Annotated in this window: 27 protein-coding genes and 1 riboswitch; of the genes, 13 read left to right on the top strand and 14 right to left on the bottom strand. The window is 68.1% G+C overall.

Features of this window, described 5'->3' with window-relative positions; genetic code table 11:
- Nucleotides 1-86: 86 nt before the first annotated feature.
- Complete coding sequence (locus DIE08_RS02005) at nucleotides 87-1,583, bottom strand: FAD-dependent oxidoreductase (RefSeq protein ID WP_124900864.1); 1,497 nt, start codon at nucleotides 1,581-1,583, stop codon at nucleotides 87-89.
- A 294-nt stretch (nucleotides 1,584-1,877) separates the two neighbouring features.
- Nucleotides 1,878-2,087: a hypothetical protein gene (locus DIE08_RS02010; protein WP_059600595.1), complete on the bottom strand. Its 210-nt coding sequence runs from the start codon at nucleotides 2,085-2,087 to the stop codon at nucleotides 1,878-1,880.
- A gap of 452 nt (nucleotides 2,088-2,539) precedes the next feature.
- Between DIE08_RS02010 and DIE08_RS02015 the strand changes: the two genes are divergently transcribed.
- The 5 genes from DIE08_RS02015 (at nucleotide 2,540) to DIE08_RS02035 (ending at nucleotide 6,475) form a co-directional block, all read left to right on the top strand.
- The gene (locus tag DIE08_RS02015; protein WP_124900865.1) at nucleotides 2,540-2,956 is read left to right on the top strand and encodes a nuclear transport factor 2 family protein; all 417 of its coding nucleotides are present in this window, start codon (nucleotides 2,540-2,542) and stop codon (nucleotides 2,954-2,956) included.
- Nucleotides 2,957-2,959: 3 nt separating this feature from the next.
- Nucleotides 2,960-3,817 (top strand): SDR family NAD(P)-dependent oxidoreductase, encoded by an 858-nt coding sequence (locus DIE08_RS02020; protein ID WP_124900866.1) that lies wholly within the window; start codon nucleotides 2,960-2,962, stop codon nucleotides 3,815-3,817.
- Between the two features lie 41 nt (nucleotides 3,818-3,858).
- The gene (locus DIE08_RS02025; RefSeq protein ID WP_124900867.1) at nucleotides 3,859-4,617 is read left to right on the top strand and encodes an SDR family oxidoreductase; all 759 of its coding nucleotides are present in this window, start codon (nucleotides 3,859-3,861) and stop codon (nucleotides 4,615-4,617) included.
- Between the two features lie 40 nt (nucleotides 4,618-4,657).
- Nucleotides 4,658-5,491 (top strand): SDR family NAD(P)-dependent oxidoreductase, encoded by an 834-nt coding sequence (locus tag DIE08_RS02030; RefSeq protein ID WP_221622452.1) that lies wholly within the window; start codon nucleotides 4,658-4,660, stop codon nucleotides 5,489-5,491.
- A gap of 78 nt (nucleotides 5,492-5,569) precedes the next feature.
- Nucleotides 5,570-6,475, top strand: a complete 906-nt coding sequence (locus DIE08_RS02035) for an NAD-dependent epimerase/dehydratase family protein (protein ID WP_124900868.1) — start codon at nucleotides 5,570-5,572, stop codon at nucleotides 6,473-6,475.
- 131 nt (nucleotides 6,476-6,606) lie between these two features.
- Here the strand turns inward: DIE08_RS02035 and DIE08_RS02040 are convergent, their stop codons facing one another.
- The 5 genes from DIE08_RS02040 to DIE08_RS02065 all read right to left on the bottom strand — a co-directional run bounded on the left by DIE08_RS02040 (nucleotide 6,607) and on the right by DIE08_RS02065 (nucleotide 12,055).
- Nucleotides 6,607-8,472 (bottom strand): phosphoenolpyruvate carboxykinase (GTP), encoded by a 1,866-nt coding sequence (locus DIE08_RS02040; protein WP_124900869.1) that lies wholly within the window; start codon nucleotides 8,470-8,472, stop codon nucleotides 6,607-6,609.
- A gap of 525 nt (nucleotides 8,473-8,997) precedes the next feature.
- Nucleotides 8,998-9,774: a glucose 1-dehydrogenase gene (locus tag DIE08_RS02050; RefSeq protein WP_124622758.1), complete on the bottom strand. Its 777-nt coding sequence runs from the start codon at nucleotides 9,772-9,774 to the stop codon at nucleotides 8,998-9,000.
- A gap of 97 nt (nucleotides 9,775-9,871) precedes the next feature.
- Complete coding sequence (locus DIE08_RS02055) at nucleotides 9,872-10,627, bottom strand: SDR family NAD(P)-dependent oxidoreductase (RefSeq protein WP_124900870.1); 756 nt, start codon at nucleotides 10,625-10,627, stop codon at nucleotides 9,872-9,874.
- Between the two features lie 9 nt (nucleotides 10,628-10,636).
- The gene (locus DIE08_RS02060) at nucleotides 10,637-11,503 is read right to left on the bottom strand and encodes an SDR family NAD(P)-dependent oxidoreductase (protein WP_124900871.1); all 867 of its coding nucleotides are present in this window, start codon (nucleotides 11,501-11,503) and stop codon (nucleotides 10,637-10,639) included.
- Nucleotides 11,504-11,554: 51 nt separating this feature from the next.
- The gene (locus DIE08_RS02065) at nucleotides 11,555-12,055 is read right to left on the bottom strand and encodes a nuclear transport factor 2 family protein (protein WP_059600491.1); all 501 of its coding nucleotides are present in this window, start codon (nucleotides 12,053-12,055) and stop codon (nucleotides 11,555-11,557) included.
- A 210-nt stretch (nucleotides 12,056-12,265) separates the two neighbouring features.
- Here DIE08_RS02065 and DIE08_RS02070 point away from each other — a divergent pair, with 210 nt between their 5' ends.
- Nucleotides 12,266-12,787: a nuclear transport factor 2 family protein gene (locus DIE08_RS02070; RefSeq protein WP_124900872.1), complete on the top strand. Its 522-nt coding sequence runs from the start codon at nucleotides 12,266-12,268 to the stop codon at nucleotides 12,785-12,787.
- A 50-nt stretch (nucleotides 12,788-12,837) separates the two neighbouring features.
- A complete protein-coding gene (locus DIE08_RS02075; protein ID WP_124900873.1) occupies nucleotides 12,838-13,554 on the top strand; it encodes an EthD domain-containing protein in 717 nt (238 codons plus the stop codon).
- A gap of 53 nt (nucleotides 13,555-13,607) precedes the next feature.
- Here DIE08_RS02075 and DIE08_RS02080 read toward each other — a convergent pair whose 3' ends face one another.
- On the bottom strand, nucleotides 13,608-15,194 hold the full coding sequence (locus tag DIE08_RS02080; RefSeq protein WP_059600494.1) for an isocitrate lyase: 1,587 nt from the start codon (nucleotides 15,192-15,194) through the stop codon (nucleotides 13,608-13,610).
- A 412-nt stretch (nucleotides 15,195-15,606) separates the two neighbouring features.
- Between DIE08_RS02080 and DIE08_RS02085 the strand changes: the two genes are divergently transcribed.
- From DIE08_RS02085 to DIE08_RS02100, 4 genes are all read left to right on the top strand, one after another.
- Nucleotides 15,607-16,128, top strand: a complete 522-nt coding sequence (locus tag DIE08_RS02085; protein WP_124900874.1) for a YbaK/prolyl-tRNA synthetase associated domain-containing protein — start codon at nucleotides 15,607-15,609, stop codon at nucleotides 16,126-16,128.
- On the top strand, nucleotides 16,125-16,763 hold the full coding sequence (locus DIE08_RS02090) for a transcriptional regulator (RefSeq protein WP_124900875.1): 639 nt from the start codon (nucleotides 16,125-16,127) through the stop codon (nucleotides 16,761-16,763). The genes DIE08_RS02085 and DIE08_RS02090 overlap by 4 nt, the downstream gene beginning before the upstream one ends.
- Before the next feature lie 57 nt (nucleotides 16,764-16,820).
- Nucleotides 16,821-17,795 carry a threo-3-hydroxy-L-aspartate ammonia-lyase gene (locus DIE08_RS02095; RefSeq protein ID WP_124900876.1) on the top strand — a complete coding sequence of 325 codons (975 nt, stop codon included), beginning with the start codon at nucleotides 16,821-16,823 and terminating at the stop codon, nucleotides 17,793-17,795.
- Between the two features lie 130 nt (nucleotides 17,796-17,925).
- Nucleotides 17,926-18,174 (top strand): hypothetical protein, encoded by a 249-nt coding sequence (locus DIE08_RS02100; protein ID WP_059600498.1) that lies wholly within the window; start codon nucleotides 17,926-17,928, stop codon nucleotides 18,172-18,174.
- Between the two features lie 46 nt (nucleotides 18,175-18,220).
- Here DIE08_RS02100 and DIE08_RS02105 read toward each other — a convergent pair whose 3' ends face one another.
- The 5 genes from DIE08_RS02105 to DIE08_RS02125 are packed head-to-tail and all read right to left on the bottom strand — an operon-like array spanning nucleotide 18,221 to nucleotide 21,979.
- Nucleotides 18,221-19,045, bottom strand: coding sequence for an SDR family NAD(P)-dependent oxidoreductase (locus tag DIE08_RS02105; protein ID WP_124900877.1), 825 nt, complete (start codon nucleotides 19,043-19,045; stop codon nucleotides 18,221-18,223).
- Nucleotide 19,046: 1 nt separating this feature from the next.
- Nucleotides 19,047-19,922, bottom strand: a complete 876-nt coding sequence (locus DIE08_RS02110; RefSeq protein WP_124900878.1) for an SDR family NAD(P)-dependent oxidoreductase — start codon at nucleotides 19,920-19,922, stop codon at nucleotides 19,047-19,049.
- Nucleotides 19,923-19,965: 43 nt separating this feature from the next.
- The gene (locus DIE08_RS02115) at nucleotides 19,966-20,958 is read right to left on the bottom strand and encodes an NADP-dependent oxidoreductase (protein WP_124900879.1); all 993 of its coding nucleotides are present in this window, start codon (nucleotides 20,956-20,958) and stop codon (nucleotides 19,966-19,968) included.
- A 54-nt stretch (nucleotides 20,959-21,012) separates the two neighbouring features.
- A complete protein-coding gene (locus DIE08_RS02120) occupies nucleotides 21,013-21,645 on the bottom strand; it encodes a Dabb family protein (RefSeq protein ID WP_124622777.1) in 633 nt (210 codons plus the stop codon).
- A complete protein-coding gene (locus DIE08_RS02125; protein WP_059679445.1) occupies nucleotides 21,635-21,979 on the bottom strand; it encodes a hypothetical protein in 345 nt (114 codons plus the stop codon). The genes DIE08_RS02120 and DIE08_RS02125 overlap by 11 nt, the downstream gene beginning before the upstream one ends.
- A 169-nt stretch (nucleotides 21,980-22,148) precedes the next feature.
- On the opposite strand from DIE08_RS02125, the gene DIE08_RS02130 reads away from it, so the two are divergent.
- Nucleotides 22,149-23,192, top strand: a complete 1,044-nt coding sequence (locus DIE08_RS02130; protein ID WP_124900880.1) for an AraC family transcriptional regulator — start codon at nucleotides 22,149-22,151, stop codon at nucleotides 23,190-23,192.
- 108 nt (nucleotides 23,193-23,300) lie between these two features.
- A riboswitch (cobalamin riboswitch) is annotated at nucleotides 23,301-23,494 on the top strand.
- A gap of 318 nt (nucleotides 23,495-23,812) precedes the next feature.
- Entirely contained in the window at nucleotides 23,813-25,741 is a 1,929-nt protein-coding gene (locus DIE08_RS02135; protein ID WP_124900881.1) for a TonB-dependent receptor domain-containing protein, read from the top strand.
- A 34-nt stretch (nucleotides 25,742-25,775) separates the two neighbouring features.
- Here the strand turns inward: DIE08_RS02135 and DIE08_RS02140 are convergent, their stop codons facing one another.
- The gene (locus DIE08_RS02140; protein ID WP_124900882.1) at nucleotides 25,776-26,411 is read right to left on the bottom strand and encodes a LysE family translocator; all 636 of its coding nucleotides are present in this window, start codon (nucleotides 26,409-26,411) and stop codon (nucleotides 25,776-25,778) included.
- Nucleotides 26,412-26,484 lie beyond the last annotated feature (73 nt).

The raw sequence follows: 26,484 nt of genomic DNA on the forward strand, positions 1-26,484 counted from the left end.
GACGCTCCACCGACGTCCGCCTGAAACGACGACGCCCCGGTGCAACACGGTTGCCCGGGGCGTCGTGCTTTCCTGTTCAGGCGACGCTACGCGGCGCGGCGCTCCGCCTCGCTCGCCGAACGCGCGGCATGACGGCCGGCCTGCCGGCCGAAGAACGTCGCATCGGCCAGCGACAGCCCCGAACTGTACCCGGCGCCCCAGCGCGGCAGCCCGCAGCTCGTGCGGCCGGCCGCATAGAGGCCCGCCACCGGCACGCGCATGGCGTCGAGCACCTGCCCGGTCGGCAGCGTGTCGAGCCCGCCCAGCGTGAAATGCGGATAGAACGCGTAGTCGATCCGGCAATCGAGCGCGACGAACGGCGGCTCGATCAGCGGCGTCAGCCACTTCTCCGCCTTGTGGAACAACGGATCGACGCCTTCGGCCGCGTGGCGGTTGTAGACGTCGACGGTCGCCGTCAGGGTGCCGGCCGGCATCTGCAGGTCGCGTTCGACTTCCTCCCATGTCTCGCCCGCCGCCGCGATGCCGATCCGCGCGATCGCGGGCGGCTCCTGGTAGGTCGCCTGGTCGACCAGCAGATAGATCCGGTCGTCGGCCTGGTGGAACGCGTGATGGCCGGTGCGGCCGTGATAGCCGTCCTCGTTGATGAAGCGCTGGCCGCGCGCGTTCACGAAGATCCCGCGGATCAGCGATTCGGGCGCGTAGAACGGCAGGCTGACGAAACCCTGGTCCATGTGGATCGCGGCCCCGCCCGCGCTCTGGCCGAGCAGGATGCCCGAGCCGTCGTCGCCCGGGCTGCCGATCGGTTCGTCCGAGCGCAGCAACTGCGGCGCGTGCCGGCGCACCATGTCGCGGTTCATCGCGAAGCCGCCCGCGCACAGGATCACCGCGCGGCGCGCCCGCACGCATGCCGTCTCGCCGTACGCGCGCAGCACGACGCCGCGCACCGCGCCGGCATCGTCGACGATCAGCGCCAGGGCGCGCGTGTCGTAGCGTGTCGACACGCCGAGCGCCTGCACGCGCCCGGCCAGCACGCGCATCAGCATCTGCCCGCCGCCCCAGCCCGGCCATTGCGGTGTGTGCCCGCGCGGGCACGGCTTCGCGGCCTCGCTGAACGGCCAGGCCTCCTCGCTGCCGGACCAGATCAGGCAATCGTCCGTTTCCGGTTCGACGATCCGCTCGGCGATGAACGTGTTCTTGTACGTGAGGCCCTGCGCGACGAGCCAGTCGTGATGCGCGAGGCTCTCGTTTGCGTAGAGACGCACCTTCGCCTCGTCCGCGTCTCGGCCGCCCGCGAGCATCAGGTAGCGGTACAGATCCTCGGTATCGTCGCTGAAGCCGGCCTGCCGCTGCGCAGGCGTGCCGCCACTGCCGCCGAGGTAGATCTCGCCGCCGGACAGCGCGCTCGTGCCGCCGTAGCTCGACGCGCGCTCGACGATCAGCGTGTCGGCGCCGGCGCTCGCGGCTTCGATCGCCGCGCACGCGCCGGCCGCGCCGAAACCGACGATCACGACGTCGTGTTCGGCGTCCCAGCGACGCACGTCGCGGACGTTCAGGGGGCGAGTCAGGGAATAGTCGGATGGCATCGCGTAATGGTTCTGCGTGAAGGGAATGGGTGAAAGGCGGTGGTCGAGGCGAAGCACCGCCGGGCAGTCAGCCCGACACGGACGTCGGCGCGTTGTCGATGCGAGCGCTCGAGAGCGCGCATGCGAGCCGCGCCGGGTGTCGTGGGCGGAAACTCGAACGACGACGGGAAACCGGATGGGCGACCCGCGGCGCATGTATCGCGGTGCTCCACCCGGCCTGTCCGCGAGGACGCCGCCGCATCGCGACGGCTTCCGGGCGACATCGAATCGGCGCGGCGCACGGCCGCGCCAGCGTCACATGCCGCGCAGCGCGGCGAAGCCGAAGTGCGACGGATCGATCGGTACGCAACCCGTCGGCAAGCCGTTCGAGTCGACCGAGCGGCATTGCAGGATGCCGGCCGCATACGGCGGCGACGGGACCTGCTCGGCACCATATCGCGCCACCACCATGGCCGCGAACGTGCCTATCGCCAATACGCACAGCTTGCGAGTCGTCAGTCTCATGATCGTCGTCCCCTCCGGTTGGCCGCTATCGCGGTTCGTATCCGGCGACTGACCACGTGCAACGGCGCCGGATGACTGCACGGTAGCCAGCGCCGGCCCGCCAGCCATCGTCCATTTCGACTAGGGGCAAACACGAATCGCGCTTCATGCGGCGCACCGCACTGCAGCATTACTGCGTGATTGGTTCGACTGAAAGACCCGCAAACCGTCTGACCCGGCTTGTTGCGATGGGCTGCGTCACCGTCGGCCGCATGCCGCGCATCCGTCGCTGCATCGCAGCATCGGACGTTGCGCCGCCGTCGGCCCCGGTGTTTTCCCCGATCCTTACCCTGCTCCGTATGGATGATGAGCATCGATCGGTCCGATGCGAACCTGCGCGTCAACGTCGCAACGCCGCTGCATCCGCGCTCGCGGCGCGGCAAACGCTTTCCGTTCACTCACGGGAGTACCGCATGACCGATTCGAATCCCCGCCACGCGCTGTACGAACTTGCGTGCCGTTACGCGCAAGCCGTCGATCGGCGCGACTGGCCGCGCCTCGCCACCCTCTTCACCGCCGATGCGCAGCTCAACGGCCCCGGTTTCCGCTTCGACGACCGCGACGCGATCGTCGCCGGCATGAGCGTGATCGAGCGCTACGAGACGACCCAGCATCACGTGCACAACCAGCTCGTCACGCTCGACGGCGGCGAAGCCGATGTCGAGACCTACGGCGTCGCGTGCCACGTCTATGTGCGCGAAGGCGTGAAGCGCAAGCTCGACTGGGGGCTGCGCTATCGCGACCGCTGCGTGTTCGACGGCGGCACGTGGCGCTTCGCCGCGCGCACGCTGCACGTCGACTGGTCGCAAGACCTGCCGCTGGAGGGCTGAACGATGCGCTCGCCCCTCCCCCTCGCCGGCCGCACCGCGCTCGTCACGGGCGGCGCCGGCGGCATCGGCGCGGCCTGCGCGCACGCGCTCGCCGCCGATGGCGCGGCCGTCGTGCTGATGGGCCGCCGCCGCGACGCGCTCGAGCGCACGCAGCGGCATCTGGCCGAGGCAGTGCCCGGCAGCCGCGTCGCGATCCACGCCGGCGACGCCTGCGACGACGCCGACCTGCAGGCCGCGCTGGATACCGCATGGGCTCTCGACGGCCGTCTCGACATCGTCGTGCCGACCGTCGGCGGCGCCGGGTTCCGCCCGCTGCTGATGCACGACGCCGACAGCTTCCGCGCGGAAATCGACCTGAACCTGTCCAGCGCGTTCGCCGCGATCCGTCACGCCGCGCCGCGGCTCGCCGACAGCGGCGGCGGTTCCATCGTTTGCATCTCGTCGACCGCCGCGCAGATCAATTTCCGCTGGCTGACCGCGTACTGCACCGCGAAGGCCGCGCTCGAGGCGCTGGTGCGCGGTGCGGCCGAGGAGCTGGCCGGCGCGAAGATTCGCGTGAACGCGGTGCGGCCGGGCCTCACGCGCTCCGAAGCCACCGCCCCGATGTTCGACGACCGTGCGCTGGTCGACAGCTTCCTCGAACAGATTCCGCTCGGCACGCTCGGTGAACCGGAAGCGATCGCGCACGCGGTGCGCTATCTCGCGGGCCCCGAGTCGGGCTGGGTCACCGGCCAGAGCTTCGCGGTCGACGGCGGCCACGAGCTGCGCACCAACCCGCGCGTCGACGACACGATCGCGCAGATCTACGGCGCGGCCGCGCTCGACGCGGTCAAGGCCGGCCGCGCGCCGGGCGCCGCATGAGCGCCCGCCTTCTTTCAACGTCGCAGGAAATCGAACCCAACATGAATCGAGTCGCAAACAAGGTCGCGCTGATCACCGGCGCGGCGAGTGGCGTCGGCCGCGCCGATGCGCTGCTGCTGGCCGCCGAGGGCGCGCGCGTCGTGCTCACCGACATCGACGAGGATGCGGGCCGCGCGCTCGCGCGCGAAATCGGCGATACCGCGCTGTTCGTGCGCCAGGACATCGCCGACGAGGACGGCTGGCGGCACGCGATCGCGTCGACGCTCGACCGCTTCGGCCGCCTCGACGTACTCGTCAACAACGCGGCGATCTGCCCGGTCGGCTCGATCGAGGACACGAGCCTCGACACCTGGCGGCGCGTGCTGCGCGTCAACGCAGACGGCTATTTCCTCGGCTGCAAGTACGCGATCGGCGCGATGAAAGGCAATGACACGCCGGGCTCGATCGTGATGATGTCGTCGGTCGCCGCGCTCGGCGGGCTGCCGATGATGTGCGCGTACACCGGGTCGAAAGGCGCGGTGACGGCGCTCGCGCGCAGCGTCGCCGTGCACTGCAAGCGCAGCGGCTACCGGATCCGCTGCAACTCGATCCATCCGGACGGGATCTGGACGCCGATGACGCAAGCGCTGATGCCCGATCTCGATCCAACCGCACTCGGCATCGGCAGCGATCCGATGGCACGCATGTGCGATCCGCAGGACGTCGCGAATCTCGTGCTGTTCCTTGCCTCCGACGAATCGCGTTTCGTGAACGGCGCGGAGCTGCGGATCGAAAACGCGCAACTCGTTTCGTCACTGTGATGCGGCTCGTGGCTTTTTCGTTCGAAGGAGTGTTGTGGTGATTTCATTTACCGGCAAGACAGTACTGATCACCGGCGGCGGCGCGGGCATCGGCCGCGCGTGCGCGGAAGGATTCGGCGCGGCGGGTGCGCGCGTCGCGGTGGCCGAGCTCGACCCCGCTCGCGCGCAGGACGTGCGCCAGGCGCTCGAAGCCGCGGGCGTCGACGCGCTCGTCGGCGTCGTGGACGTCACACGCCGCGACGAGGTCGACGCATTCGCGCAGACGATCGACGCACGCTTCGGCGGCCTCGACGTGCTCGTCAACAACGTCGGCGATTTCCTGCAGATCGCGAAACCGTTCGACGATCATACCGACGACGACATCGCGCGGCTGTTCGACGTGAACCTGCGCCAGGTGTTCGTCGTCACGCAGGCGATGCTGCCGTTGCTGCGCAAGCGCGGCGCCGGCAGCAGCATCGTCGGCGTGTCGTCGATCGAGGGCTTCCGCGCGATTCCGAACTGCACCGTCTATGCGTCGTTCAAGACCGCACTGACCGGTTTCACGAAAAGCCTCGCGCTCGAACTCGGCCCGGCCGGCATTCGCGTGAACCAGATCGCGCCGGAGACCACCGAGACGCCGCAGGTGCCCGTGAGCGCGATGGTCGCGGCGGAGCATCGCGCGCACATCCCGCGCTGGATTCCGCTCGGGCGCTTCGGTGCCGCCGGCGACATCGCGGGCGCCGCGCTGTTCCTCGCGAGCCCGCTCGCCGCGTGGGTCACCGGCACGACGCTGCACGTGGACGGCGGCGCGCTCGCGGCGGCCGGCTGGTACCGCGACCCGAACGGTTTCTGGACCAACCTGCCGGTCGTCACGGGCAACGGCTTCAACTTCTGAGCGCACTTCCGTGCGGCTTCATCCGTTCAATCGTCGGTTCAATTCATGCGGCGCGCCTGCGCCGCCCTCGGAGACACCATGAACATCCTGATCATCGGCGGCACCGGCCTCATCGGCGGCCACGCCGCGCTGCATCTGCGCGCGCAAGGCAACGACGTGACGCTCGCCGCCCGCAAGCCGCCCGCGCCTGGCAGCGCGCTCGCGCAATTCGACGTGCTGTTGCGCGACTACGTGGCCGGCAACTTCACGCGTGACGATCTCGCGCCGTTCGACGCGGTCGTGTTCGCGGCAGGCAACGACATTCGCCACCTGCCGCCCGGCACCGACGAAGCCGCGCACTGGGAACGCGCGAACGTCGACGCGGTACCGCGCTTCTTCGCGCTCGCGCGCGACGCGGGCGTGAAGCGCGCGGTGCTGGTCGGCAGCTTCTATCCGCAGGTCGCGCCGGCACTCGTCGACACGGTGCCGTACGTGCGCTCGCGCCATCTCGCGGACGAACGCGTGCGCGCGCTCGCGTCGCCGTCGTTCGCGGTGTGCAGCGTCAATGCGCCGTTCGTCGTCGGGTCGGTGCCGGGGCTGCGCAACGAGATGTTCGTCGCGTACACGGGCTATGCGCAGGGCAAGCTCGCCGGCCTGCCGGTGTACGGGCCGGCCGGCGGCAGCAACTTCATCTCGACGCAGTCGCTGTCGGAAGCGATCTGGGGCGCGCTGCAACGCGGCGCATCCGGCAAGGCCTATCTCGTCGGCGACGAGAACCTGAGCTTCGCCGACTACTTCGCGGCCTTCTTCCGCGCGGCAGGCAATCCGCAGCAGGTGCCGTCGCTCGACCAGGAGCATCCGCTGCTGCCCGACATGGCGATCTATACGGGGCGCGGCAACGTCGTGTCGTACGAACCCGATCCGGCCGATATCGCGCTGCTGCGCTACCGGCGCGGCGACGTGCAGCGCGCGGTGAACGAAGTGGTCGCGCAATGCGGCGCGTGAGCGCACTGCCGGCACAACGCGCGCCACGGTGAAACGAAGCAGCAACAAAAACGTCCCGCCGCCGGCGATGCATGCCGGCGGCGGGACGTTCATGCCACCACGTCGTTACTTCGTTACACCGATTCGGATCGTCAGCCGCCGATGCGCTGTTCGATCTTCTTCATCGTGTCGGTCAGCTCGGTGGGCAAACGCAGCTTCAGCGTGTCGAACAGCGCCGCATGCAGCTTCAGTTCCTCGCGCCATTCGTCGGCGTTCATCGACGTCACCGCCTCGAACTGCTCGCGCGTGAAGTCGAGCCCGTTCCAGTGCAGGTCGTCATAGGCCGGCGACACGCCGAACGCATGTTCGCCGCCGCCGCCGTTGCCCTCGAGGCGATCGAGCATCCACTTCAGCACGCGCATGTTCTCGCCGAAGCCCGGCCACACGAACTTGCCGTTCGCATCCTTGCGGAACCAGTTCACGCAGTAGATCTTCGGCAGCGTCGCGCCGGCGCCTTCGATCTGCTTGCCGATCTTCAGCCAGTGCGCGAAATAATCGCTCATGTTGTAGCCGCAGAACGGCAGCATCGCGAACGGGTCGCGGCGCACGACGCCCTGCTGGCCGGCTGCCGCGGCGGTCGTCTCCGAGCCCATCGTCGCGGCCATGTACACGCCTTCGATCCAGTCGCGCGCCTCGGTCACGAGCGGCACGGTCGTCGAGCGACGGCCGCCGAAGATGAACGCGTCGATCGGCACGCCGGCCGGGTCTTCCCAGTCCGCGTCGATCGACGGGCATTGCGATGCCGGCGCCGTGAAGCGCGAGTTCGGGTGCGCGGCCTTGCGGCCGGTTTCCTTTCCGATCTCCGGCGTCCACGGGTTGCCCTGCCAGTCGGTCAGCTTCGCGGGCGGCGTGTCGGTCAGGCCTTCCCACCACACGTCGCCGTCTTCCGTCAGCGCGACGTTCGTGAAGATCACGTTTTCCTTCAGCGTCGAGATCGCGTTCGGGTTGGTTTTCACGCCCGTGCCCGGCGCGACGCCGAAGAAGCCGGCTTCCGGGTTGATCGCATACAGGCGCCCGTCGCGGCCCGGCTTCAGCCATGCGATGTCGTCGCCGATCGTCGTGACCTTCCAGCCGTCGAAACCCCGCGGCGGGATCAGCATCGCGAAGTTGGTCTTGCCGCACGCGGACGGGAACGCCGCCGCGACGTGATACTTCTTGCCGGCCGGCGACGTCACGCCGAGGATCAGCATGTGTTCGGCGAGCCAGCCCTGGTCGCGGCCCATCGTCGACGCGATGCGCAGCGCGAAACACTTCTTGCCGAGCAGTGCGTTGCCGCCGTAGCCCGAGCCGAAGCTCCAGATCTCGCGTGTGTCGGGGAAATGCACGATGTACTTGACCGGATTGCACGGCCACGGCACGTCCTTCTGGCCCGCTTCGAGCGGATGGCCGACGCTGTGCACGCACGGCACGAATTCGCCGTCCTCGCCGAGCACGTCATAGACGTCGCGGCCCATGCGCGTCATGATCCGCATGTTCGCGGCCACGTACGGGCTGTCGGACAACTCGACGCCGACGTGCGCGATCGGCGAGCCGAGCGGGCCCATCGAGAACGGCACGACGTACAGCGTGCGGCCGCGCATCGACCCGCGGAACAGACCGTTCAGCGTCTCGCGCATTTCTTCCGGCGCGATCCAGTTGTTGGTCGGGCCGACGTCGTCGGGCGATTCGGTGCAGATGAAGGTGCGGTCCTCGACGCGCGCGACGTCGGACGGATCGGACTGCGCGAGATACGAGTTCGGGCGCTTCGCCGGATTCAGGCGCTTGAGCGTGCCCTGGTCGACCATCGCCTGGCACAGCGCGTCGTTTTCTTCCTGCGAGCCGTCGCACCAGACGACGCGATCGGGCTCCGTGAGCGCCGCGATACGCGACACCCAGTCGATCAGTTTGCGATGCTTGACGAATGCCGGGGGAGCGATCAGCGGGCCGTGCGTCGCTTCGGCCAGGTTGTTTTGCGACATGGGAATGTCTCCAGACTATTGGGCGGGGATGGGGGATGCGGGACGAGCCCGCGAGATGGGGAATGCGGTCGGAGCGCAGGATGCAGCGACGCGCAAGGCGGCACACGCGAGCGGAGCGCGTGTCGATGCCGCGATGCGGGCGAGAGAATGTGATGTCTCGTATGAGCGTGCGAACGCGAGTTTCGCCATGCAAGCAACCTGCCGTACAACTCCATGCCGGCCAGCATACCATCGCCGTTATTGGGCGGGCGTTGCGTTGCAACAAGAAACAACTGTGACGACGCGCCGGCATGCCGCTTGCCGGCATGTCCTTTTTACTGCGCCGACGCGTGAGCTTTGGGGACGAAACGGCTGGAACATCCGTCCTGCAAGGGTTTCGCGAAAACGGAAAAATCGCGCGACATGCTCGCATGCGATGCACGCGAACATGTCGCGGCGCAGATTCGCGTTTTCGCTACTCAGGCAAACCCTGAATTAGGTTGCGTACACAAACATCCATCGCGCATGCGTTGTGTGCGCTACCGCTCAAAACGGCGCGCCCGGCAATCCGGGGTAATACGCGCCTGCCGCCATCCCGCCGTCGACGGACAGTTCGGCGCCGTTGCAGTACGACGCTTCGTCGCTCGCGAGAAACAGCGTCGCACGCGCGATTTCGTCAGGCAAGCCGACGCGCTGCAGCGGCACGTGCGTGTAGTGCTTGTTGATCTCGTCGAGCGGCGCGCCGGCCGGGTTCGACATCGCGGTGTTGACGCCACCGGGATGAATCGAGTTCACGCGCACGCCCTGGTGGCCGAGTTCGAGCGCCGCCACCTTCGTCAACCCGCGCACGCCCCATTTGCTCGATACGTAGGCGGCCAGCGCGTTCACGCCGCGCAGCCCGTCCACCGACGAGATGTTGACGATCGATCCGCTCTTCTGCGCGATCATGCGCGGCGCGATCGTGCGGATGCCGACGAACGTGCCGACGAGATTGACCGATACCGCGCGCTCGAAATCACGTTTCGACAATTCGGTGATCGCACCGAACATCAGTACGGCCGCGTTGTTCACGAGCACGTCGATGCGGCCGAACTGCTCCACGGTCGCATCGGCGACGCGCGCCCAGTTCTGTTCGTCGCTCACGTCGAGCCGCATGAAGCGTGCCGCGTCGCCGAGTTCGCGCGCCAGCGCCTCGCCTTCCGCGTCGAGCACGTCACCGATCACGACGCGCGCCCCCTCCGCGACGAACAGCCTGCATGTCGCGGCGCCCATCCCGCGCGCGCCGCCCGTGACGATCGCCACCTTCCCTTCCAGTCGACCCATGTCGTTTTCTCCTCGATGCTTTCCGATTCCGGTTTGCCGGCCGCGACGCGCTGCCACGTGCATCGGTGCCGGCCCTTGATGTGCGTCGCGTTCGCCGTCAGCCCCAATACGCCTGCCCGCCGTCGAGCGGCAGGGTGGCGCCCGTCAGGTACGCGGCGTCGCGGCTCGCGAGAAACACGATCGCGCGCCCGATGTCGTGCTCGCAGTCGCCCACGCGGCCGAGCGGGATCGTGCGGAAGAACGCCGCCGCTTCGTCCGGGTTCGCGTCGATCCAGCCCTTCAGCCCCGGCGACAGCGCATGCGGAGCGACCGCGTTCACGCGAATGCCGTCGGCGCCCCATTCGCATGCGGCAGCACGCGTGAGCGCGCGAATCGCTTCCTTGGTCGCCGCGTAGGCCCCATAGCCCGACGCGTCCCAGCGCACCGCGGCCGACGACGCGAAATTGACGATCACGCCATCCCCCTTCAGATGCGGATGGCACGCGCGCATCATTCGCAGCGTCGCGATCGGCCCCGACTCGAGGCCCGCGAGAAAATCCGTGTCGGTCACGTCGAGCAGGCGGCCGAGCGGCACGACCTGCGCGTTGTTGATCAGGATCTGCACGCCGCGAAACCGCTCGACAACGGCATCGACGCACCGCGCGATCTGCGCGGCGTCCATCACGTCGCACATGAACGGCTCCGCGATACCGCCGCGCGCGCGGATCGCATCGCAAGTCGCGACCAGCTTGTCGCGCGTGCGGCCGACCACGGCCACCTGTGCGCCTTCGCCCGCGAGCGCGTGCGCAATGCCTTGCCCGACGCCCTGCCCCGCGCCCGTCACGAGCGCGACCTTGCCTTCGAGGATGCCCATGTGCGCTCCTTAAGCGACGATCGCCGGATGAGCCTGCACGGGCCCGCCAAGCAGTTCGCGATACGACGGCGGCTGCTTGCCGTCGAGATCCGCGATGCCATACTGCAGCGCGGCTTCCGCGCCGACCAGCACCTGCCCCGACAACGCCATGCGCTGCGGATCGGCGTGGATCGCATGAATCACGCGGCCGGTGAATTCCGGGCTTTCGGCGACGAGCGAGAACTCCTTGTAGAGGTCCGGATGCTCGTCCCACACGCGCGTCGTGCGTTCGGTTCGCAGCGGCCCCATCCAGATCGACACGGCCGCGACGTCGAACGGTTTCAGGTCGACAGCCATGTCCTTCGCGAACTTGTCGACGCCGGACTTCTGCGCGCCGTACGCGGCGCCGTGCATGTAGCAGCTCGCGCCGAACGACGACGTGAACGCGATCAGCCCGCTGCGGCGCTTCGCCATCAGCGGCGCGGCGTGCCAGCTCGCGACGTACGCCGAGCGCAGCCCGACGTCGAGGATGTTCACGAGATCGAGCGACTTCTCCCAGAACGGGCCTGGCAGGATCAGCTGGTCGTGCAGGTAGGTCGCGTTGTTGACGAGGATGTCGAGTCGCCCGCTGTCGCGTTCGACTCGCTCGAACAGCGCCTTCACCTGTGCGTCGTCCGAGTGGTCGCACGCGACGGCGATCCCGCGGCCGCCGAGCGCGTCGATTTCGCGCGCGGTTTCGTGGATCGTGCCGGGCAGCGGCGCGTCGCCTTCGTTCTGCGAGCGCCCCGTCACATAGACCGTCATGCCGGCAGCGCCGAGCGCGCGCGCGATGCCCTTGCCGGCACCGCGCGACGCGCCCGTCACGACGGCGACGGGCGCCTCGTTGTTCTGTGCCATGTTCGATGTCTCCTGGGGAATGTTTTCAACCTGAGTGGGTCGTGCGCATCGTCACGCGGCAGGCGGCTGCGCGCCGGCGAATAGCACGCCCGGCGCATCGCCGTCGTAGCGGGCGGACAACGTCGACGTGACGACGCAGCGGGTGGCCGCGATCTTCCATTCGCCGTCGACCTTCCGGTATTCGTCGTCGTAGGTCGCGCCGAGCTGCGTGAGCGTGCGCGCGTTGGTGTCGAGCATCTGGTAATGCAGGCCCCACGTGCCGCGCGCATGCGTGTCGTCGAGCACGGTGATGTCGGGATTCACGCCGTGGTGCATCTCGACGATGTGCGGATGGCAGCCGAGCCGCTCGAACACGTCGACGAGCGCATCGCGGTGGTCGAACGTGCCGATTCGGCCGTAGTCGATGTGCACCGCGCCGGGCGCGAAGCAGTCGCGCATCCCTTGCGGATCCTTCCGGTCGCAGCACGTGAAGTAGCGCGCCTTCAGGCGGCGGATCGCGTCGGCGTCCTCCAGCCTGCGCACGCGCGCTTCCATTCGTTCGATCGGGGTCATGCCGTCTCCTTGGTCTCGTGTGCGCGGATCGAAGCCGCGTCGACGCCACGTTACAGGCGCACGGGAGGCAGGCCATCACCTGTTTGGATGAACCCCGATGTCGCGTATCGGCGAACTTGAACGCAGCTCCCGCGGCGTTCGTCCGAACAGACGATGTGACGCAGGCGGCTTCATTCCTACCATCCGATGACACCACCACGAGACACGGCGATGGACGAGACGACCCGCACGCTCCACGAGTACGAGCAGATCCGCCAGCTGAAGTACCGGTATTTCCGCGCGGTCGATACACACGACTGGGCGCTGCTCGCGCAATGCCTGACCGAGGACTGCGAGGCGCGCCTGTACGGCGGCCGCTATGCGTACGACGGCCGCGACGCATTCGTGTCCAGCCTGCGCGAACTGCTCGGCAAGCCGACCTTCCTGACGATGCATCACGGCCACCACCCCGAGCTCACGCTGGTGTCCGCCGATCATGCGTGCGGCGTGTGGTTTCTCGAGGATCATGCGATCAATCTAGAGGACAACTACCTGATACACGGCACCGCGTTCTACGACGACCAGTACGTGAAGCACGACGGCGTGTGGCGTATTCACGCGACGCGTCACGAGCGCCTGTTCGAAACCGTCACGTCGCCGATTCCGCCGTCGTTCACGCTGACCGCCAACCGCTTCGCACCGGGCGCGCACGACGCGTCCGGCGCGACCGATCCAGCCGTCAACGCTTCCTGAAACCCGGCGGCAGCGCCGCCGACCTCGTCATCCCCTTTGGAGCCGGAGCAATGGAGAAAGTCATTTATGTGTTGTGGCGCGATGCGCAGGCCGCGCCCGAACAATGGAGCCGCAGCGTGCGCGCGCAGCTCGCCGACAAGCTGCTGTCGCTAGGCGCGTACGGCGTGCAGGCCAACGTTGCCGACGCCGATGTCGCGCCGGCCGCCGGCCTGAAGCAGACCAACACGCACCCGGGCATCGACGGCATCGTCGCGGTGTGGATCGACAGCGCGAACCCGATGTTCCGCCAGCCGTTCGACGACGCGGTGCGCGCGATCGTCCCGCACATGGCCGCGTATCTCGTCACGGAATCGCAGCCGATTCCGAACACGCGCTTTCCGGCGCGGCCCGGCGAGCGCACGAGCGGCTTCTCGCAGCTCGCGTTCCTGAAGCGCCCGCCGCGCCTCACGCATGAAGCATGGCTCGACGTATGGCACGGCCATCACACGCGCGTCGCGATCGACACGCAGGACAACTTCCTGTACGTGCAGAACGTGGTCGTGCGCGCGCTCACGCATGCGGCGCCCGGCTACGACGCGATCGTCGAGGAATGCTTCCCGGCCGCCGCGATGACCGATCCGTACGCGTTCTTCGATGCAGTCGGCGACGAGGAGAAATTCCAGCGCAACGTCGCGGAGATGATGGACAGCTGCGGACGCTTCATCGATTTCGACAAGATCGACGTGGTGCCGACGAGCCAATACGTCGTGAAGGCCGTGCGCGGATAAAAAAAACGCCAACCCGTCATGAACGGGTTGGCGTCGTGCCGCGGGTATGACGATTACGAGAACTGGTTCATCGTGTTGTCCTTGCCCGCCGCCTTCAGCGCTGCGTCGCCGCTGAAGTATTCCTTGTGGTCGTCGCCGATATCCGAGCCGGACATGTTCTGGTGCTTGACGCACGCGATGCCCTGACGGATTTCCTTACGCTGCACGCCCGCCACGTAACCGAGCATGCCCTGTTCGCCGAAGTATTCCTTCGCGAGGTTGTCGGTCGACAGCGCGGCCGTGTGGTACGTCGGCAGCGTGATCAGGTGGTGGAAGATGCCTGCTTCACGCGATGCATCGGCCTGGAACGTACGGATCTTCTCGTCGGCGAGCTTGGCCAGTTCGGTCTCGTCGTACTCGACGCTCATCAACTGCGCACGGTCGTATGCCGACACGTCCTTGCCCTCTGCCTTCATCGCGTCGTACACCTGCTGACGGAAGTTCAGCGTCCAGTTGAACGACGGGCTGTTGTTGTACACCAGCTTCGCGTTCGGGATGACCTTGCGGATTTCGCTGACCATGCCGCCGATCTGCGCGATGTGCGGTTTTTCGGTTTCGATCCACAGCAGGTCGGCGCCGTTCTGCAGCGACGTGATGCAGTCGAGCACGCAACGCGCTTCGCCCGTGCCGGCGCGGAACTGGAACAGGTTGCTCGGCAGGCGCTTCGGACGCAGCAGCTTGCCGTCGCGCTTGATGACGACGTCACCGTTGCCCAACTGGTCGGCCGACAGCTCTTCGCAGTCGAGGAACGCGTTGTACTTGTCGCCCAGGTCGCCCGGCTCGTTGGTCACGGCGATCTGCTTGGTCAGGCCGGCGCCGAGCGAGTCGGTACGGGCGACGATGATGCCGTCGTCCACGCCCAGTTCCAGGAACGCGTAGCGGATCGCGCGGATCTTCGCGAGGAAGTCCTCGTGCGGCACGGTGACCTTGCCGTCCTGGTGGCCGCACTGCTTCTCGTCGGACACCTGGTTTTCGATCTGGATGCAGCACGCGCCCGCTTCGATGAACTGCTTGGCCAGCAGGTACGTTGCTTCGGCGTTGCCGAAACCGGCGTCGATGTCGGCGATGATCGGCACGACGTGCGTCACGTGGTTGTCGATCTTTTCCTGGATGGCGGCCTTGGCAGCGGCGTCCTTGGCAGCATCCAGCTCGCGGAACAGGCCGCCGAGTTCACGTGCGTCGGCCTGGCGCAGGAACGTGTACAGCTCGCGGATCAGCGCACTGACCGACGTCTTTTCGTGCATCGACTGATCCGGCAGCGGGCCGAACTCCGAGCGCAGCGCGGCGACCATCCAGCCCGACAGGTACAGGTAGCGGCGTTCGGTGCTGTTGAAGTGCTTCTTGATCGAGATCATCTTCTGCTGGCCGATGAAGCCGTGCCAGCAACCCAGCGACTGCGTGTACTTGGACGGATCGGCATCGTACGCGGCCATGTCGGCGCGCATGATCTTCGCGGTGTACTTCGCGATGTCGAGGCCCGTCTTGAACTTGTTCTGGGCACGCATGCGGGCGGCATACTCGGGATTGATGGCATTCCACGCGCTGCCGTGGTTTTCCTTCAAGCCAGCCACTGCCTTGATGTCGTCTTGATATTGGGACATGTCAATCTCCTGGGAACGAAGCGCATTTGAGTAAAGGGTTCAGCTTGCCCGCTCCGTATGACGAAGCGAACTGCATGGACTCAATAGTAACGCCGTCCGATGCGCTTTCGGCGAAGTCTTATATAAGACATAAGATATAAATTTTGCTTGTTTTTCAATGAGATAAGCGGTGCATTTTGCGATGCAAAACCGGTTTTCAAGCGGCGGGACGGCGGCGCGGCGGGAATTCCGCGCGCATTCCGCGATATGAAACGGCCTTTCGGCAGTTGGTGGGAGGACCAACGTGGCGATCCCTGTTTTGGGTCTTTGCCATGCACATGACAAAACGTCTATACTTGGACAATTCATCGACGGCAAACCGAGGCACGCCGTCCCCCGCGTACCGTGATGCGCCCCTCCTGCCCGGATCGACATGAGCGACTATCCCGTTTTTGACGCGCTGTGCGAGCTGCTGAACACCTCCGGCGCGCGGTTCCGCGTGCTGGATCACCCGGCCGAAGGCAAATCCGACGTGATCGCCGCGATTCGCGGCACGCGTCCCGAACAGGGCGCGAAGGCGATGCTCTGCTCGTTCAAGGACGGCGGCGACGTCACCGCGCTCGCGGTCATCCCAGGCCATCTGAAGATCGATTTCCGCAAGGTCGCCGACGCGGTCGGCCGCCGCAAGGCGACACTCGCGCCGCCCGAACTTGCCGCCACGGTCACGCGCTGCGTGATGGGCGCCGTGCCGCCGTTCGTGTTCGACGCGAACGTGACGCTCGTCGTCGACCCCGCACTGATCGAACTCAACGACGAAATCGCGTTCAACGCGGGCCGCCTCGACCGCTCGGTCGTGCTCGACGCGTCCGACTACGTGCGGATCGCCCGCCCGCTGCTGGCCGACATCACGCGGCCGGAAACGACCGACGCGCCCGCGCTCGAGGCCAAACCATGACCTCGCCCCGCCCCAGGCCGCAGTCGGAACAGGCGTCGCTGATCGAGCAGGTGCTGCGCATCGCCGAAGGGCTCGGCGCGATGTTCGCGCCGTTCACCGAAGTCGTCGTGCACGACCTGCGCACGCCGAAGCACGCGATCCTTGCGATCCATAACAACCTGTCGGGCCGCGCGATCGGCGATCCGGCGACCGAACTCGGGCTCGCCCGCATCGACGACGACGACTTCCCGCAGGTGCTCGCGAACTACGCGAACCGCTTCGCCGACGGCCGCACGGCGAAAAGCACGTCGATCGGCATCAAGGATTCGAACGGCCGCTATGTGGCCGCGCTATGCCTGAACGCGGACGTCACGCTGTTCCGCGGTTTCCAGGGAATGCTGAACCAGTTCTGCAGCACCGAAGGCGCGCCGGTCGCCGAAACGCTCGACCCGGCCGGCGCGGACGCGATCCGGCAGCGCATCGACGCGTTCGCGACGCGCCTCGCGACCACGCCGCGCGAACTGAAGACCGACCAGCGCCGCGAGCTGATGCAGACGCTGAAGGCCGACGGCTTCCTCGAGGTGCGCCGCGCGATGGAAATCGTGTCGCAGCATCTCGGCGTGTCGCGCGCCACCGTATACAACGATGCGAAATGATGCGTGAGGCGGATGCGCCCCGCTGACCTGTTGACCGACTCTTCCGACGAGCGACTCATGAACACTCCGACCCTCCCCACCTACGACGACGTCGCGGCCGCCGCGGCACGGCTCGACGGCCGCGCGCACCGCACGCCCGTGATGACGTCGCGAACGATCGACGAAGCGCTCGGCGCGCAGGTGTTCTTCAAGTGCGAGAACCTGCAGCGCATGGGCGCGTTCAAGTTCCGCGGCGCGTTCAACGCGCTGTCGCGCTTCGACGCGACGCAGCGACGCAACGGCGTCGTCGCGTTCTCGTCCGGCAACCATGCACAGGCGATCGCGCTGTCGGCGCGCATCCTCGGCATCCCGGCGACGATCGTGATGCCGCAGGACGCGCCGGCCGCGAAGATGGCCGCGACGCGCGGCTACGGCGGCAACGTCGTGACCTACGACCGCTACACCGAGGACCGCGAGCAGATCGGCCGCGCGCTCGCGGAGAAGCACGGGCTCACGCTGGTGCCGCCGTACGACCACGCGGACGTGATCGCGGGCCAGGGCACGGCGGCGAAGGAACTGTTCGACGAGGTCGGGCCGCTCGACGCGGTGTTCACGCCGCTCGGCGGCGGCGGCCTGCTGTCGGGCACGGCGCTCGCGACGCGCGCGCTGTCGCCGCACGCGAAGCTGTACGGCGTCGAGCCGGAAGCCGGCAACGACGGACAGCAATCGTTCCGGTCCGGGTCGATCGTCCATATCGACACGCCGCGCACGATCGCCGACGGCGCGCAGACGCAGCACCTCGGCAACCTGACGTTCCCGATCCTGCGGCGCGACGTCGACGACATCCTGACCGCGACCGACGCGGAACTGGTCGACTGCATGCGCTTCTTCGCAACCCGTATGAAGATTGTCGTCGAGCCGACCGGCTGCCTGTCGCTCGCGGCCGCGCGCCGGATGAAGGACGAACTGAAAGGCAAGCGCGTCGGCATCGTGATCAGCGGCGGCAACGTCGATCTCGAGAACTTCTGCGCGCTGGTCGCCGCATCCGCGTGAGCGTCGCGGCGCGCGGATGACTGCATGAACATCCCGTCATCCGCGCGCCGCCACTCCTTCACGTCGCGTTAAGTTTCGCGCCCTACACTGAATGCGTTGTCCCGCAGTCAGTCGTGAAGAAGGAGTCGCCATGAACACGCACGCGATCGTCGCCGCCGCCCTCGCGGCAGCATCCCTCACGGCGTTCGCGCAACCGGGCGCGACGTCATCCGGTTTTTCCGCCACTTCGCCGCACGACCCGGTCGCGCAGGCCGCCCACCGTTCGCCCGCCGCGCTGCCGCACGCCGGCTTCGTGCTCGCGAAGATCGATCAGAACAATACGCCACCCGACCGCGGCGGCGAACCCAGCGGCCGCACGCACGCCGGCACGCATATGTAACCCGGCGTGAGCCGGCCGCGTCGGTCGGCCGGCCCGCGCCATGACTTCACAACGACGGCAGCGACGGATCGCGCGCGGCGAGGATGTCCGCGGTGCGCCGCTGCAGCGCGCCGTCGATCGTCTCCGGCTGCGGAATCAGCCAGTAACGCCCGTCGCGAATGCCGTCGAACGCCCGCGCCGCGAATGCGTCGGGCGTGAGTCCGTGCGCGTTCAGCATCGCGCGCATCGTGTCGACGAAGCCCTGCACCTCGGGCCGGTCGTGCGCGGCGCCGAACGGGTCGTTGAAAATGCCCGTCTGCACCGGGCCCGGCGCGAGCAACGATACGCCGACCGGCGCGCCGAGCATCTTGAGCTCGCCGTGCAGCGATTCGGTCAGCGCGACCACCGCGAATTTCGTCGCCGAGTAAGGCGACATCAACGGGCTCGGCAGGAAGCCGCCGACCGACGCCGTATTGACGATGCGCGCGGGCACGTTGCGCTCGAGCATGCGCGGCACGAAGCTGCGGATCCCGTTCATCACGCCGTGCACGTTGATCGCGAAACTGCGCTCGAACCGTTCCGGCGTGATTTCCCAGCTGAAGCCGGTCGCCATCACGCCCGCGTTGTTGAACAGCAGGTCGACGCCGCCGAAGCGCTGCCATGCGGCGTCGGCCAGCGCATCGACGGCTTCAGGGCGACTGACGTCCGTCGGCACGCACAGCACGTCGGTGTCGAGCGTCGCGGCGAACGCGTCGAGCTTCCCCCCGTCGAGATCGGCCAGCACCACGCGCATGCCGAGCCCGGCGGCGTGGCGCGCGAGCCCGCTGCCGATACCGCTGGCCGCGCCGGTGATCACGGCGGTACCGCCGTCGAAGCGAATCGAAGTCGTCATGTCAATGTCCTGTCGGGTCGATGCGCGGATGCGCGTATGCGGGAATCACGGGTGGCGGCAACGGCGTGCGGCCGTCGAGCGAGCGCACCGCGAGCCCCTGCGACAGCGGGAAATGCAGGCTGTGCGTGACGAGGCCCGTGCGCTCGCTTGCCGGCAGGCTGCACAGCGCGAGCGCGGTTTCCGCGAGATACGCGACGTCCTCGGTCGGATAGCCTTCGGGGATGTAGCGGGCCGCGCCCGGCGTGCGGATCGCGGTGCTCGGCGCGACCAGGTTCACCGCGATGCCGTCGGCTTCGAGCTCGGCCGCGAGCCCTTGCGTGAAGCGCGCCAGCGCGGCCTTGACCGCCGCATAGACGGTCGCGCCGCCCGCGCGCGAGAAATCGTCGAACGGCCGCAGCGGCGCGAGCGCCGTGACCGAGCCGACGTTCACGATCCAGCCGGCGCCGCGCGCGCGCATCAGCGGAATCGCTGCCTGGCTCAGCGCGAACGGAATGCGCAGATAGTGCTCGATCGTCGTGTCGAACATCGCCATCGGCATCGCGTCGACGCGCGCGTAGTCGGCCACGCCCGCGTTGTTTACGAGGATGTCGAGGCCGCCGGCCGCCTTCGCCGCGCGCCCGACGAGCGCGTCGCGCTCGGCCGGGTTCGACAGGTCGGCCGCCAGTGCGATCGCGCGGCCGCCCGCCTGCTCGATCAGCGCGACCGTTTCGGCGAGCGTGCCGGCGCTCGTCGCGGACTGCGTGAGGCTGCGCGCCGTCACGACGACGGTCGCGCCTTCCGACGCGAGGCGCTGCGCGATCGCGCGGCCGATGCCGCGGCTCGCGCCGGTCACGAGCGCGCATTTGCCCGCAAGCGTCGCGGTTCGGGAGTCGGTCATGATGTCTCCGGTAAAAGGGGTGTCATGTGCGGGCCGTTCTGCGTCAGCCCGCGATATCTGCAACGTGCAACACGAACTTGGTTTTCGCGTCGCCCGTTTGAACGAGATCGAGTGCACGCGCCGCCTGTTCGAGCGGAAAACTCTCGAAGCGCGGCACGCGTAGCGCGCCACGGCCGAGCCGTTCCGCGATCGCTGCCAGCGTGGCGCCGCTCGGCATCCGGCTGTACGTCATCGCGGTGCGCAGGCCGCGCTTCGCGGCTTCGGCGCCCGTCGCGGCCAATCGCTCCGCGTCGCCGGCCGCGAGCGTCATGATGTTGACGAGCGTGCCGCCCGGTGCCAGCAGGTCGAGTGCATCGGCCAGTGTGGCGCCGCCGACCGCGTCGAGCACCAGATCGACGCCGCCGGGCGCCCACGCCCGCACGGCCGCGGCGATGTCCTGTGCGCGATAGTCGATGCTCGCCGCCGCGCCGAGCGCCTCGACGCTCGCGCGGTTGCGGGCCGAGCACGTCGCCGCGACGCGCGCGCCCGCCTGCGCGGCAAGCTGGATCGCGAACGTGCCGACCGCGCCCGCGCCGCCGTGCACCAGCACGGTCTGCCCATCACGCAGCCCGCCGTCGTCGAACAGGCCCGCCCACGCCGCCAGCGCGGGGGTCGGCGTGGCGGCCGCTTCCGCGAAGCCGACCGTGTCGGGCAGGCGCACGACCGAGTCGTGCCGCACCGCGACGTATTCCGCATACGCGCCCCAGCGCCCCGCGCCGACGTCGGTCTGCGCGAACACGCGCATCCCGGGCGCGAATCCTTCCACGCCATCGCCGACCGCCTCGACCACACCGGCCGCGTCGAAGCCGATCACGAACGGAAACGTGATCCGCATGAACGCGCCGAGATAGCCTTCGCGGCATTTCCAGTCGGCGGGATTGACACCCGCGTACGCGACGCGGATCAGCACGTCGCCGGGGCCCGGCCTCGGTGCCGGAACGTCGGCCATTCGCAGCGCGTCGGAATGACCGATGCGGTCGATCAGCAAGGCTCGCATGGTGGTGTCTCCAGGGTTGTCGTTTGCATGGCGGCGGGTCGCGTGCGCCGCGCGTCACGCCGCCGTGTCGGCCAGCAGGCTCGACGCGAGCGGACAGAACGCGTGCGCGATCGCATCGACCGTCCAGTCGGGGCTTTCGGCGTCGAAGCGGCGGTCGACCCAGCCCCAGTGATACGGATGCAGCAGGTACTCGCCGAGCAGATCGCCGACGTGCGCGAATTCCTGTTGCCAGACGTGGGTCCACGCACCCGGCGTCACGATCCTGCTCAGCCGCCAGTTGCGGATGCCGGGCATGAACGCGGGCATGCGCAGCAACTCGCGCTCGAGGTCGCGTACCTGGGCTTCGTCGGCCTCCGGCCGCACGCGCAACATCAGCGTGCGCCATACGCCGTCGCGCAGCGCCGGCTCGCGCAGACCGCCGCCGATCGCCCGGCATGCGGCGCCGTCGATCCGCACGACGCCCGGTATGCGGGCCAGCGCGGTGAAGCCCGGCGCGTGGTCGGTCGCCCGTTCGTCGCGCAGCACGTCGAGCGTGTAGTCGCCAGCGTTCCAGCAGCCTTCCAGATTGCGTGCCAGCGCAACGCGGGTCGCGCCGGGCAGCGCATGCGCGGCGTCGCGCAATGCACGCTCGACCGCGCTGGCATCGTCGGTCGCCGAAACGAATATCTGCGCCGTGTCATGCCGCATGGTCGACCTCCGTCAGTGCAGGCAGCGGTGCATCGGCGTCCGTCATCACATGGCGGCGGCGGGCGTCGCACAGCGCATCGATGGCTGTCCAGAACGCAACGACGTCACCGTCGGTCAGCGCGCGCATCCGGTAGTACGCCGGCGCATCGGCAACCTGCCACGTCAGCCACAGCGTGCTCGGCTGCCCCGGCACCGCGACGGGCGGCGACACCCAGCGGCCGGCCGCCGTCAGTCCGCGCGCCGCGTGGCCCGGCAAATAACGGTCGCGGAGCAGCGCCAGCACGTCGGGAATGCGTTCGGGTGCGAGGGTGATTTCGTCTACGATCTGGATCATTCGCGGGCCGTCTCGGTTCGTTCGTGGCGCAATGCGATGCCGGCCGCCTACGCCGTTCCGGCGAGGCCGGAAGCGGCCGGCGTGGATAACATTCTTGCGTGGCGACGGCCGGCGAACCCCTACCGGCCCGCTCACCCGCCCCTGTCGCAACGCTCAGATCGGCAGAGATATGAAACAACGCGCATTGCCGGCACGCGGTCGCATGCTGCCGGGCCTCGGCGACCGCCTGCGGGACGAGTTGACGCGCAGCGGCGCACCGCCAGTGGAACGACCGGCGACGTCGGCCGCTGACGTCGCGTCGACGACGCCAGGCGGCTTCGTCGCGCTGTACCGCGACGCCATCGAGCGGCTCGAGGCGCAAGTCGCGCGCGGCAACGGCCATCCGCCGATGCGCAAGCAGGAAGTCGACCTGATGTGCCGCTGCCTGCTCAGTTGCACGACGCTCGCCGACGCGATCCGCTGCGCGGCCGAGTTCTGCGAGATGCTGACGCCGCGCGCCGGTGCGCTGTCGCTCGCGGTGCGTGACGCGCGCGCGACGTTCCGGATGGATTCGCTGCGCCGCACGCGCAGCCCGGCCGCGTGCCTCGTCGACCTGACGGGGCTGTTCTGCTATCTGCAACTGTTCGGCTGGCTCATCGGGCAGCCGCTGCGGCCGGACGAAGTCTGGCTCGGCCATCAGCGCCGCGACGACGCGATGCCGCTGCTCGGGCTGTTCAATGCGCCGGTCAACGTCGGCCGCAAAACCTATGGCTTCGCATTCGACGCCGCGCAGCTCGATGCCCGCGTGATCCGCCAGCCGGGCGAACTGGCCGCGTTCCTCGTCGATTTTCCGTTTCGTCTGATCGATGCGGCGCCGGCCGTCGTGTCATGGGCGCAGCAGGTACGCGGCTTTCTCGACGCGGCGCTCGCGCGCGAGCAGGCGCTGCCCACGCTCGCCGAACTGGCGAGATGGCTCGGCGTCAGCGAGGCGACGTTGCGACGGCGGCTGACTGCCGAAGGCAGCGGCTATCACGCGCTGCACGAGCAGTGTCTCGCCGACGTCGCACGGCGCTGCCTGCGCGAGTCGGACTGGCCGGTCGCGCGAATCGCCGCGCATCTCGGGTTCGGCGGCGAGGAAGCATTCCGGCGGGCGTTCGTGCGATGGACGGGTGTCGCGCCGAGCCGGTTCCGGCGCGATTGCCGCGCGGCCAGCGCCCCATTTCATCAGATGTAAAGCGGCCGGCGTGTCTCGCAAGAATGGATTTGGAAAAAATCCGGCGATCACTGACGTTTTTTCGCATCCCTGCGCGCTTCGCCAATTGACGCGCCGGAGCGCTCGCCATTACGCTTGCGCGCTGATGGTTCCCGGAGACGGGATGAAAAGGGAACGCAGAAGAGGCAGCGCCTCGAATCTGCGGCTGCCCCCGCAACTGTGAGCGGCGAATCCGCACTACCCCACGCCACTGGGAAACCGGGAAGGCCGGTGCGAATAGCGACCCGCGAGCCAGGAGACCTGCCATCGACCCGAGGTCCAAGCAGCCGCGCCGGGCGGGGTGTCCCGGAGCGCCAGGCGCCACCTTTGGCGGTCGCCCCGTTGCATGGACGGCCCGACCTCAGGACCCTTCAGATGTCCAGTCTTTCCGCCTCCGCTTCCTCGCCGGAAGCGTCGTGCCGTCGCGCCCGCCAGCCATGGGCGCGGCGTGTGCGCACGCGTGCGCCGTGCCGTGTCGTCCGATCCTCGCGACGACCGCCCACGCTCCCCGGTCTCGCGATAGACCAACACGAACCCGGGCGGTACGCACCGCCACCCGCTTACGCTCGCCGTACCTGCAACACGATCACGTTCATTGCCTCATGAATCTTCGCCACCTTCTCGCCACGTCCGCCGCCACGGCGCTGTTCGCCCCGATCGCCCATGCCGCAGGCGATGCGGCGCTCCCGCAGCCGCCCCAACCCGCCGAAGCCGCCGACCTGCCGACGATCAGCGTGACCGACACACGGCACCTGCCCGAATCGTTCGACCAGCGCTATGCGACGACGCAGGTGCTCACGCGCGCCGATCTCGATCGGCTGTCGCCGAGCGACCCGAGCATCACGCAGGCGCTCGCGACGCTGCCGGGCGTGACCGTCTCGCAAAACGGCGGCCCCGGCTCGTCCGCGTCCGTGAGCATCCGCGGCTCGTCCGCCAACCAGGTCGCGGTGTTCATCGACGGCATCCGGATCGGCTCGCCGACGACCGGCATCGCACCGTGGGCCGACCTGCCGACCGACGCGTTCGAACGCGTCGAGGTGATCTCGGGGCCGGCCGCCGCATCGTTCGGCGCAAATGCGATGGGCGGCGTCGTGCAACTGTTCACGCGCCGCGCCGCCGGCCAGCCGAACCAGACGACCGTGTCGTTCGGCGGCGGCTCGAACAAGACCTTCGACACGCAGTTGCGCACGTCGGGCACCGTGCCGTCGACGGGGCCGCTCGCCGCGCTCGGCGGCCTCACCTACACGCTCGGCCTGCACGACTACAACACGGCCGGCATCGACGCGACGCGACCGTTCGCGTACGGGCACGAGGCCGGCCGCAATCCGTATCATGCGCAGGACCTCGATGCGCGACTCGGCTACGCGCGCGACAACTGGTCGATCTCGACGTTCTCGCTGTATCACCGCTCCGACCTGTCCTATGACAACGCCGGCTTTGCGAATCGCGAGCTCGATCATCAGCTGACGACCGGCATCGCGTTCCATCTCGACATCACACCCGACACCCAGTTCGACCAGTCGTTCGGTTATGCGAACGACCGCCAGTTCCTGTATGCGAGCGACCCGACGATCCCGACCGACCAGATCAATTCGCAGCGCATCAGTTCGTCGACGTCGCTGACCCACCAGGAGCATGGCTTCCGACTGTTCGGCCTGCCGCTGTCGGGTGAGACGAAGCTCGCGTACGACTTCACGCGCGAACAGGCATTCCTGCCGGTCGACGTGCCCGACGGCGTGCCCACGCGCAACGACTCCGCGTTCTCGCTGCATCAGTCGGCGACGCTCGGCAGCGTGACGATGTTCGTCGCGGGGCGGCACGAGATCATCGCCGGGAAAGCCGTCAACACCGGCAATGCTGCGCTGTCGTGGGCCATCACGCCGGTCTATACGGCCCGCGTGTCCTACGGCAACGCGTTCCGCCTTCCCTCGTTCAACGACTTGTACTACCCGGGTTACGGCAATCCGGACCTGAGCCCGGAACGCAGCGATTCGGTCGAGGCCGCGCTCGACGCGAACACGGCGTACGGCACGTTCAGCGCCGCGATCTACGACACGCGCATCAACAATCTGATCGCGTACAACCCCGCGACGCGCTCGCCGATGAACATCGGTCGCTCGCATATCCGCGGCATCGACCTGTCGTACAAGGGCACGATCGGCAGCCATACGCCAGTGAGCATCGCGATTGGTTTCCTGAATCCCCAGGACGAAACCAACGACAGCTGGCTCAACCGCCGGCCGCGCCAGACGGTCAGCGTCAACGTCGACCACACGTGGGACGAATTCCACCTGCATGCACTGAGCACGGGCGCGTCGCTGAACTACGGCGGCACGACGTTCGACGACCCGGCCAACACGACTTATCTGCCGTCGTACCTGACCGTGAACCTGCGCGCGTCGTACAGGATCAATTCGCACCTGACGGTGTCGGCGACGCTGTCGAACCTGTTCGACCGTCAGTACATGACCGCGTACGGCTACAACACGCTCGGCCGCACCGCGTTCGGCAAGGTCAGCTACACGTTCTGACCGCGCGCGCGGTGTGTCGATGCCGCGATTCGCGTCATGACCAGACGACGCCGTGCATGCCCGCGATCAACTGGATCGCGCCGAACACCGCGATCACGGCTGCGGATACGCGCGACAGCCCGCGCATGAACGTCAGCGGCATCTTCGTGCGCAACGCGGCGGTCGCGCTGCTCAGGCACAGCCACCACGTCGCCGATCCGAGGAACACGCCCGCGACCATCAAGGTCACGGGCGGCCCCATCGCGCCTTCCTGCGTGCCCGCCAGCGGGCCGAGCGCCGCGAAGATCCCGACGAACGACAGGATCGTCATCGGGTTCGACAGCGTGAGGCCGAAGGTCGTCAGGAAATCGCGAAGCACGGTCGCGCGCGGCACGTCGTGCACCGCAGACGCGGCCGGCGCCTGCCGCGAGATGGACCAGGCCAGCCACACGAGGAACGCGCCGCCGACGATTTTCAGCGTGACGGTCAGCATCGGAAACGCAGTGACGATGCCGGCGACGCCCAGCGCCCCGAGCAGCCCGTAGATCGCGTCGGCGCACGCGGCGCCGATGCCCGTCGCGAACCCCGCGTGAAAGCCGCGGCTCAGACTGCGCTGGATGCAGAGCATGCCGATCGGGCCGACCGGCACCGCGATCGACAACCCCATCACGACGGACTTGATGAACAGCATGGCCGGCTCCTCGCGACGTGCAATGACATGAACCGCATCGTAGGGAAAGTCCGGTCGCCGCTGAAGGCGGTTT

The sequence above is a fragment of the Burkholderia sp. Bp9004 genome (genome assembly GCF_003858025.1).
GTDB classification, from domain to species: domain Bacteria; phylum Pseudomonadota; class Gammaproteobacteria; order Burkholderiales; family Burkholderiaceae; genus Burkholderia; species Burkholderia diffusa.

What these genes read in the sequence shown, in the direction of transcription:
- DIE08_RS02005 (WP_124900864.1), bottom strand. Translation starts at nt 1,583, where the DNA reads ATGCCATCCGACTATTCCCTGACTCGCCCCCTGAACGTCCGCGACGTG.
- DIE08_RS02010 (WP_059600595.1), bottom strand. Translation starts at nt 2,087, where the DNA reads ATGAGACTGACGACTCGCAAGCTGTGCGTATTGGCGATAGGCACGTTC.
- DIE08_RS02015 (WP_124900865.1), top strand. Translation starts at nt 2,540, where the DNA reads ATGACCGATTCGAATCCCCGCCACGCGCTGTACGAACTTGCGTGCCGT.
- DIE08_RS02020 (WP_124900866.1), top strand. Translation starts at nt 2,960, where the DNA reads ATGCGCTCGCCCCTCCCCCTCGCCGGCCGCACCGCGCTCGTCACGGGC.
- DIE08_RS02025 (WP_124900867.1), top strand. Translation starts at nt 3,859, where the DNA reads ATGAATCGAGTCGCAAACAAGGTCGCGCTGATCACCGGCGCGGCGAGT.
- DIE08_RS02035 (WP_124900868.1), top strand. Translation starts at nt 5,570, where the DNA reads ATGAACATCCTGATCATCGGCGGCACCGGCCTCATCGGCGGCCACGCC.
- DIE08_RS02040 (WP_124900869.1), bottom strand. Translation starts at nt 8,472, where the DNA reads ATGTCGCAAAACAACCTGGCCGAAGCGACGCACGGCCCGCTGATCGCT.
- DIE08_RS02050 (WP_124622758.1), bottom strand. Translation starts at nt 9,774, where the DNA reads ATGGGTCGACTGGAAGGGAAGGTGGCGATCGTCACGGGCGGCGCGCGC.
- DIE08_RS02055 (WP_124900870.1), bottom strand. Translation starts at nt 10,627, where the DNA reads ATGGGCATCCTCGAAGGCAAGGTCGCGCTCGTGACGGGCGCGGGGCAG.
- DIE08_RS02060 (WP_124900871.1), bottom strand. Translation starts at nt 11,503, where the DNA reads ATGGCACAGAACAACGAGGCGCCCGTCGCCGTCGTGACGGGCGCGTCG.
- DIE08_RS02065 (WP_059600491.1), bottom strand. Translation starts at nt 12,055, where the DNA reads ATGACCCCGATCGAACGAATGGAAGCGCGCGTGCGCAGGCTGGAGGAC.
- DIE08_RS02070 (WP_124900872.1), top strand. Translation starts at nt 12,266, where the DNA reads ATGGACGAGACGACCCGCACGCTCCACGAGTACGAGCAGATCCGCCAG.
- DIE08_RS02075 (WP_124900873.1), top strand. Translation starts at nt 12,838, where the DNA reads ATGGAGAAAGTCATTTATGTGTTGTGGCGCGATGCGCAGGCCGCGCCC.
- DIE08_RS02080 (WP_059600494.1), bottom strand. Translation starts at nt 15,194, where the DNA reads ATGTCCCAATATCAAGACGACATCAAGGCAGTGGCTGGCTTGAAGGAA.
- DIE08_RS02085 (WP_124900874.1), top strand. Translation starts at nt 15,607, where the DNA reads ATGAGCGACTATCCCGTTTTTGACGCGCTGTGCGAGCTGCTGAACACC.
- DIE08_RS02090 (WP_124900875.1), top strand. Translation starts at nt 16,125, where the DNA reads ATGACCTCGCCCCGCCCCAGGCCGCAGTCGGAACAGGCGTCGCTGATC.
- DIE08_RS02095 (WP_124900876.1), top strand. Translation starts at nt 16,821, where the DNA reads ATGAACACTCCGACCCTCCCCACCTACGACGACGTCGCGGCCGCCGCG.
- DIE08_RS02100 (WP_059600498.1), top strand. Translation starts at nt 17,926, where the DNA reads ATGAACACGCACGCGATCGTCGCCGCCGCCCTCGCGGCAGCATCCCTC.
- DIE08_RS02105 (WP_124900877.1), bottom strand. Translation starts at nt 19,045, where the DNA reads ATGACGACTTCGATTCGCTTCGACGGCGGTACCGCCGTGATCACCGGC.
- DIE08_RS02110 (WP_124900878.1), bottom strand. Translation starts at nt 19,922, where the DNA reads ATGACCGACTCCCGAACCGCGACGCTTGCGGGCAAATGCGCGCTCGTG.
- DIE08_RS02115 (WP_124900879.1), bottom strand. Translation starts at nt 20,958, where the DNA reads ATGCGAGCCTTGCTGATCGACCGCATCGGTCATTCCGACGCGCTGCGA.
- DIE08_RS02120 (WP_124622777.1), bottom strand. Translation starts at nt 21,645, where the DNA reads ATGCGGCATGACACGGCGCAGATATTCGTTTCGGCGACCGACGATGCC.
- DIE08_RS02125 (WP_059679445.1), bottom strand. Translation starts at nt 21,979, where the DNA reads ATGATCCAGATCGTAGACGAAATCACCCTCGCACCCGAACGCATTCCC.
- DIE08_RS02130 (WP_124900880.1), top strand. Translation starts at nt 22,149, where the DNA reads ATGAAACAACGCGCATTGCCGGCACGCGGTCGCATGCTGCCGGGCCTC.
- DIE08_RS02135 (WP_124900881.1), top strand. Translation starts at nt 23,813, where the DNA reads ATGAATCTTCGCCACCTTCTCGCCACGTCCGCCGCCACGGCGCTGTTC.
- DIE08_RS02140 (WP_124900882.1), bottom strand. Translation starts at nt 26,411, where the DNA reads ATGCTGTTCATCAAGTCCGTCGTGATGGGGTTGTCGATCGCGGTGCCG.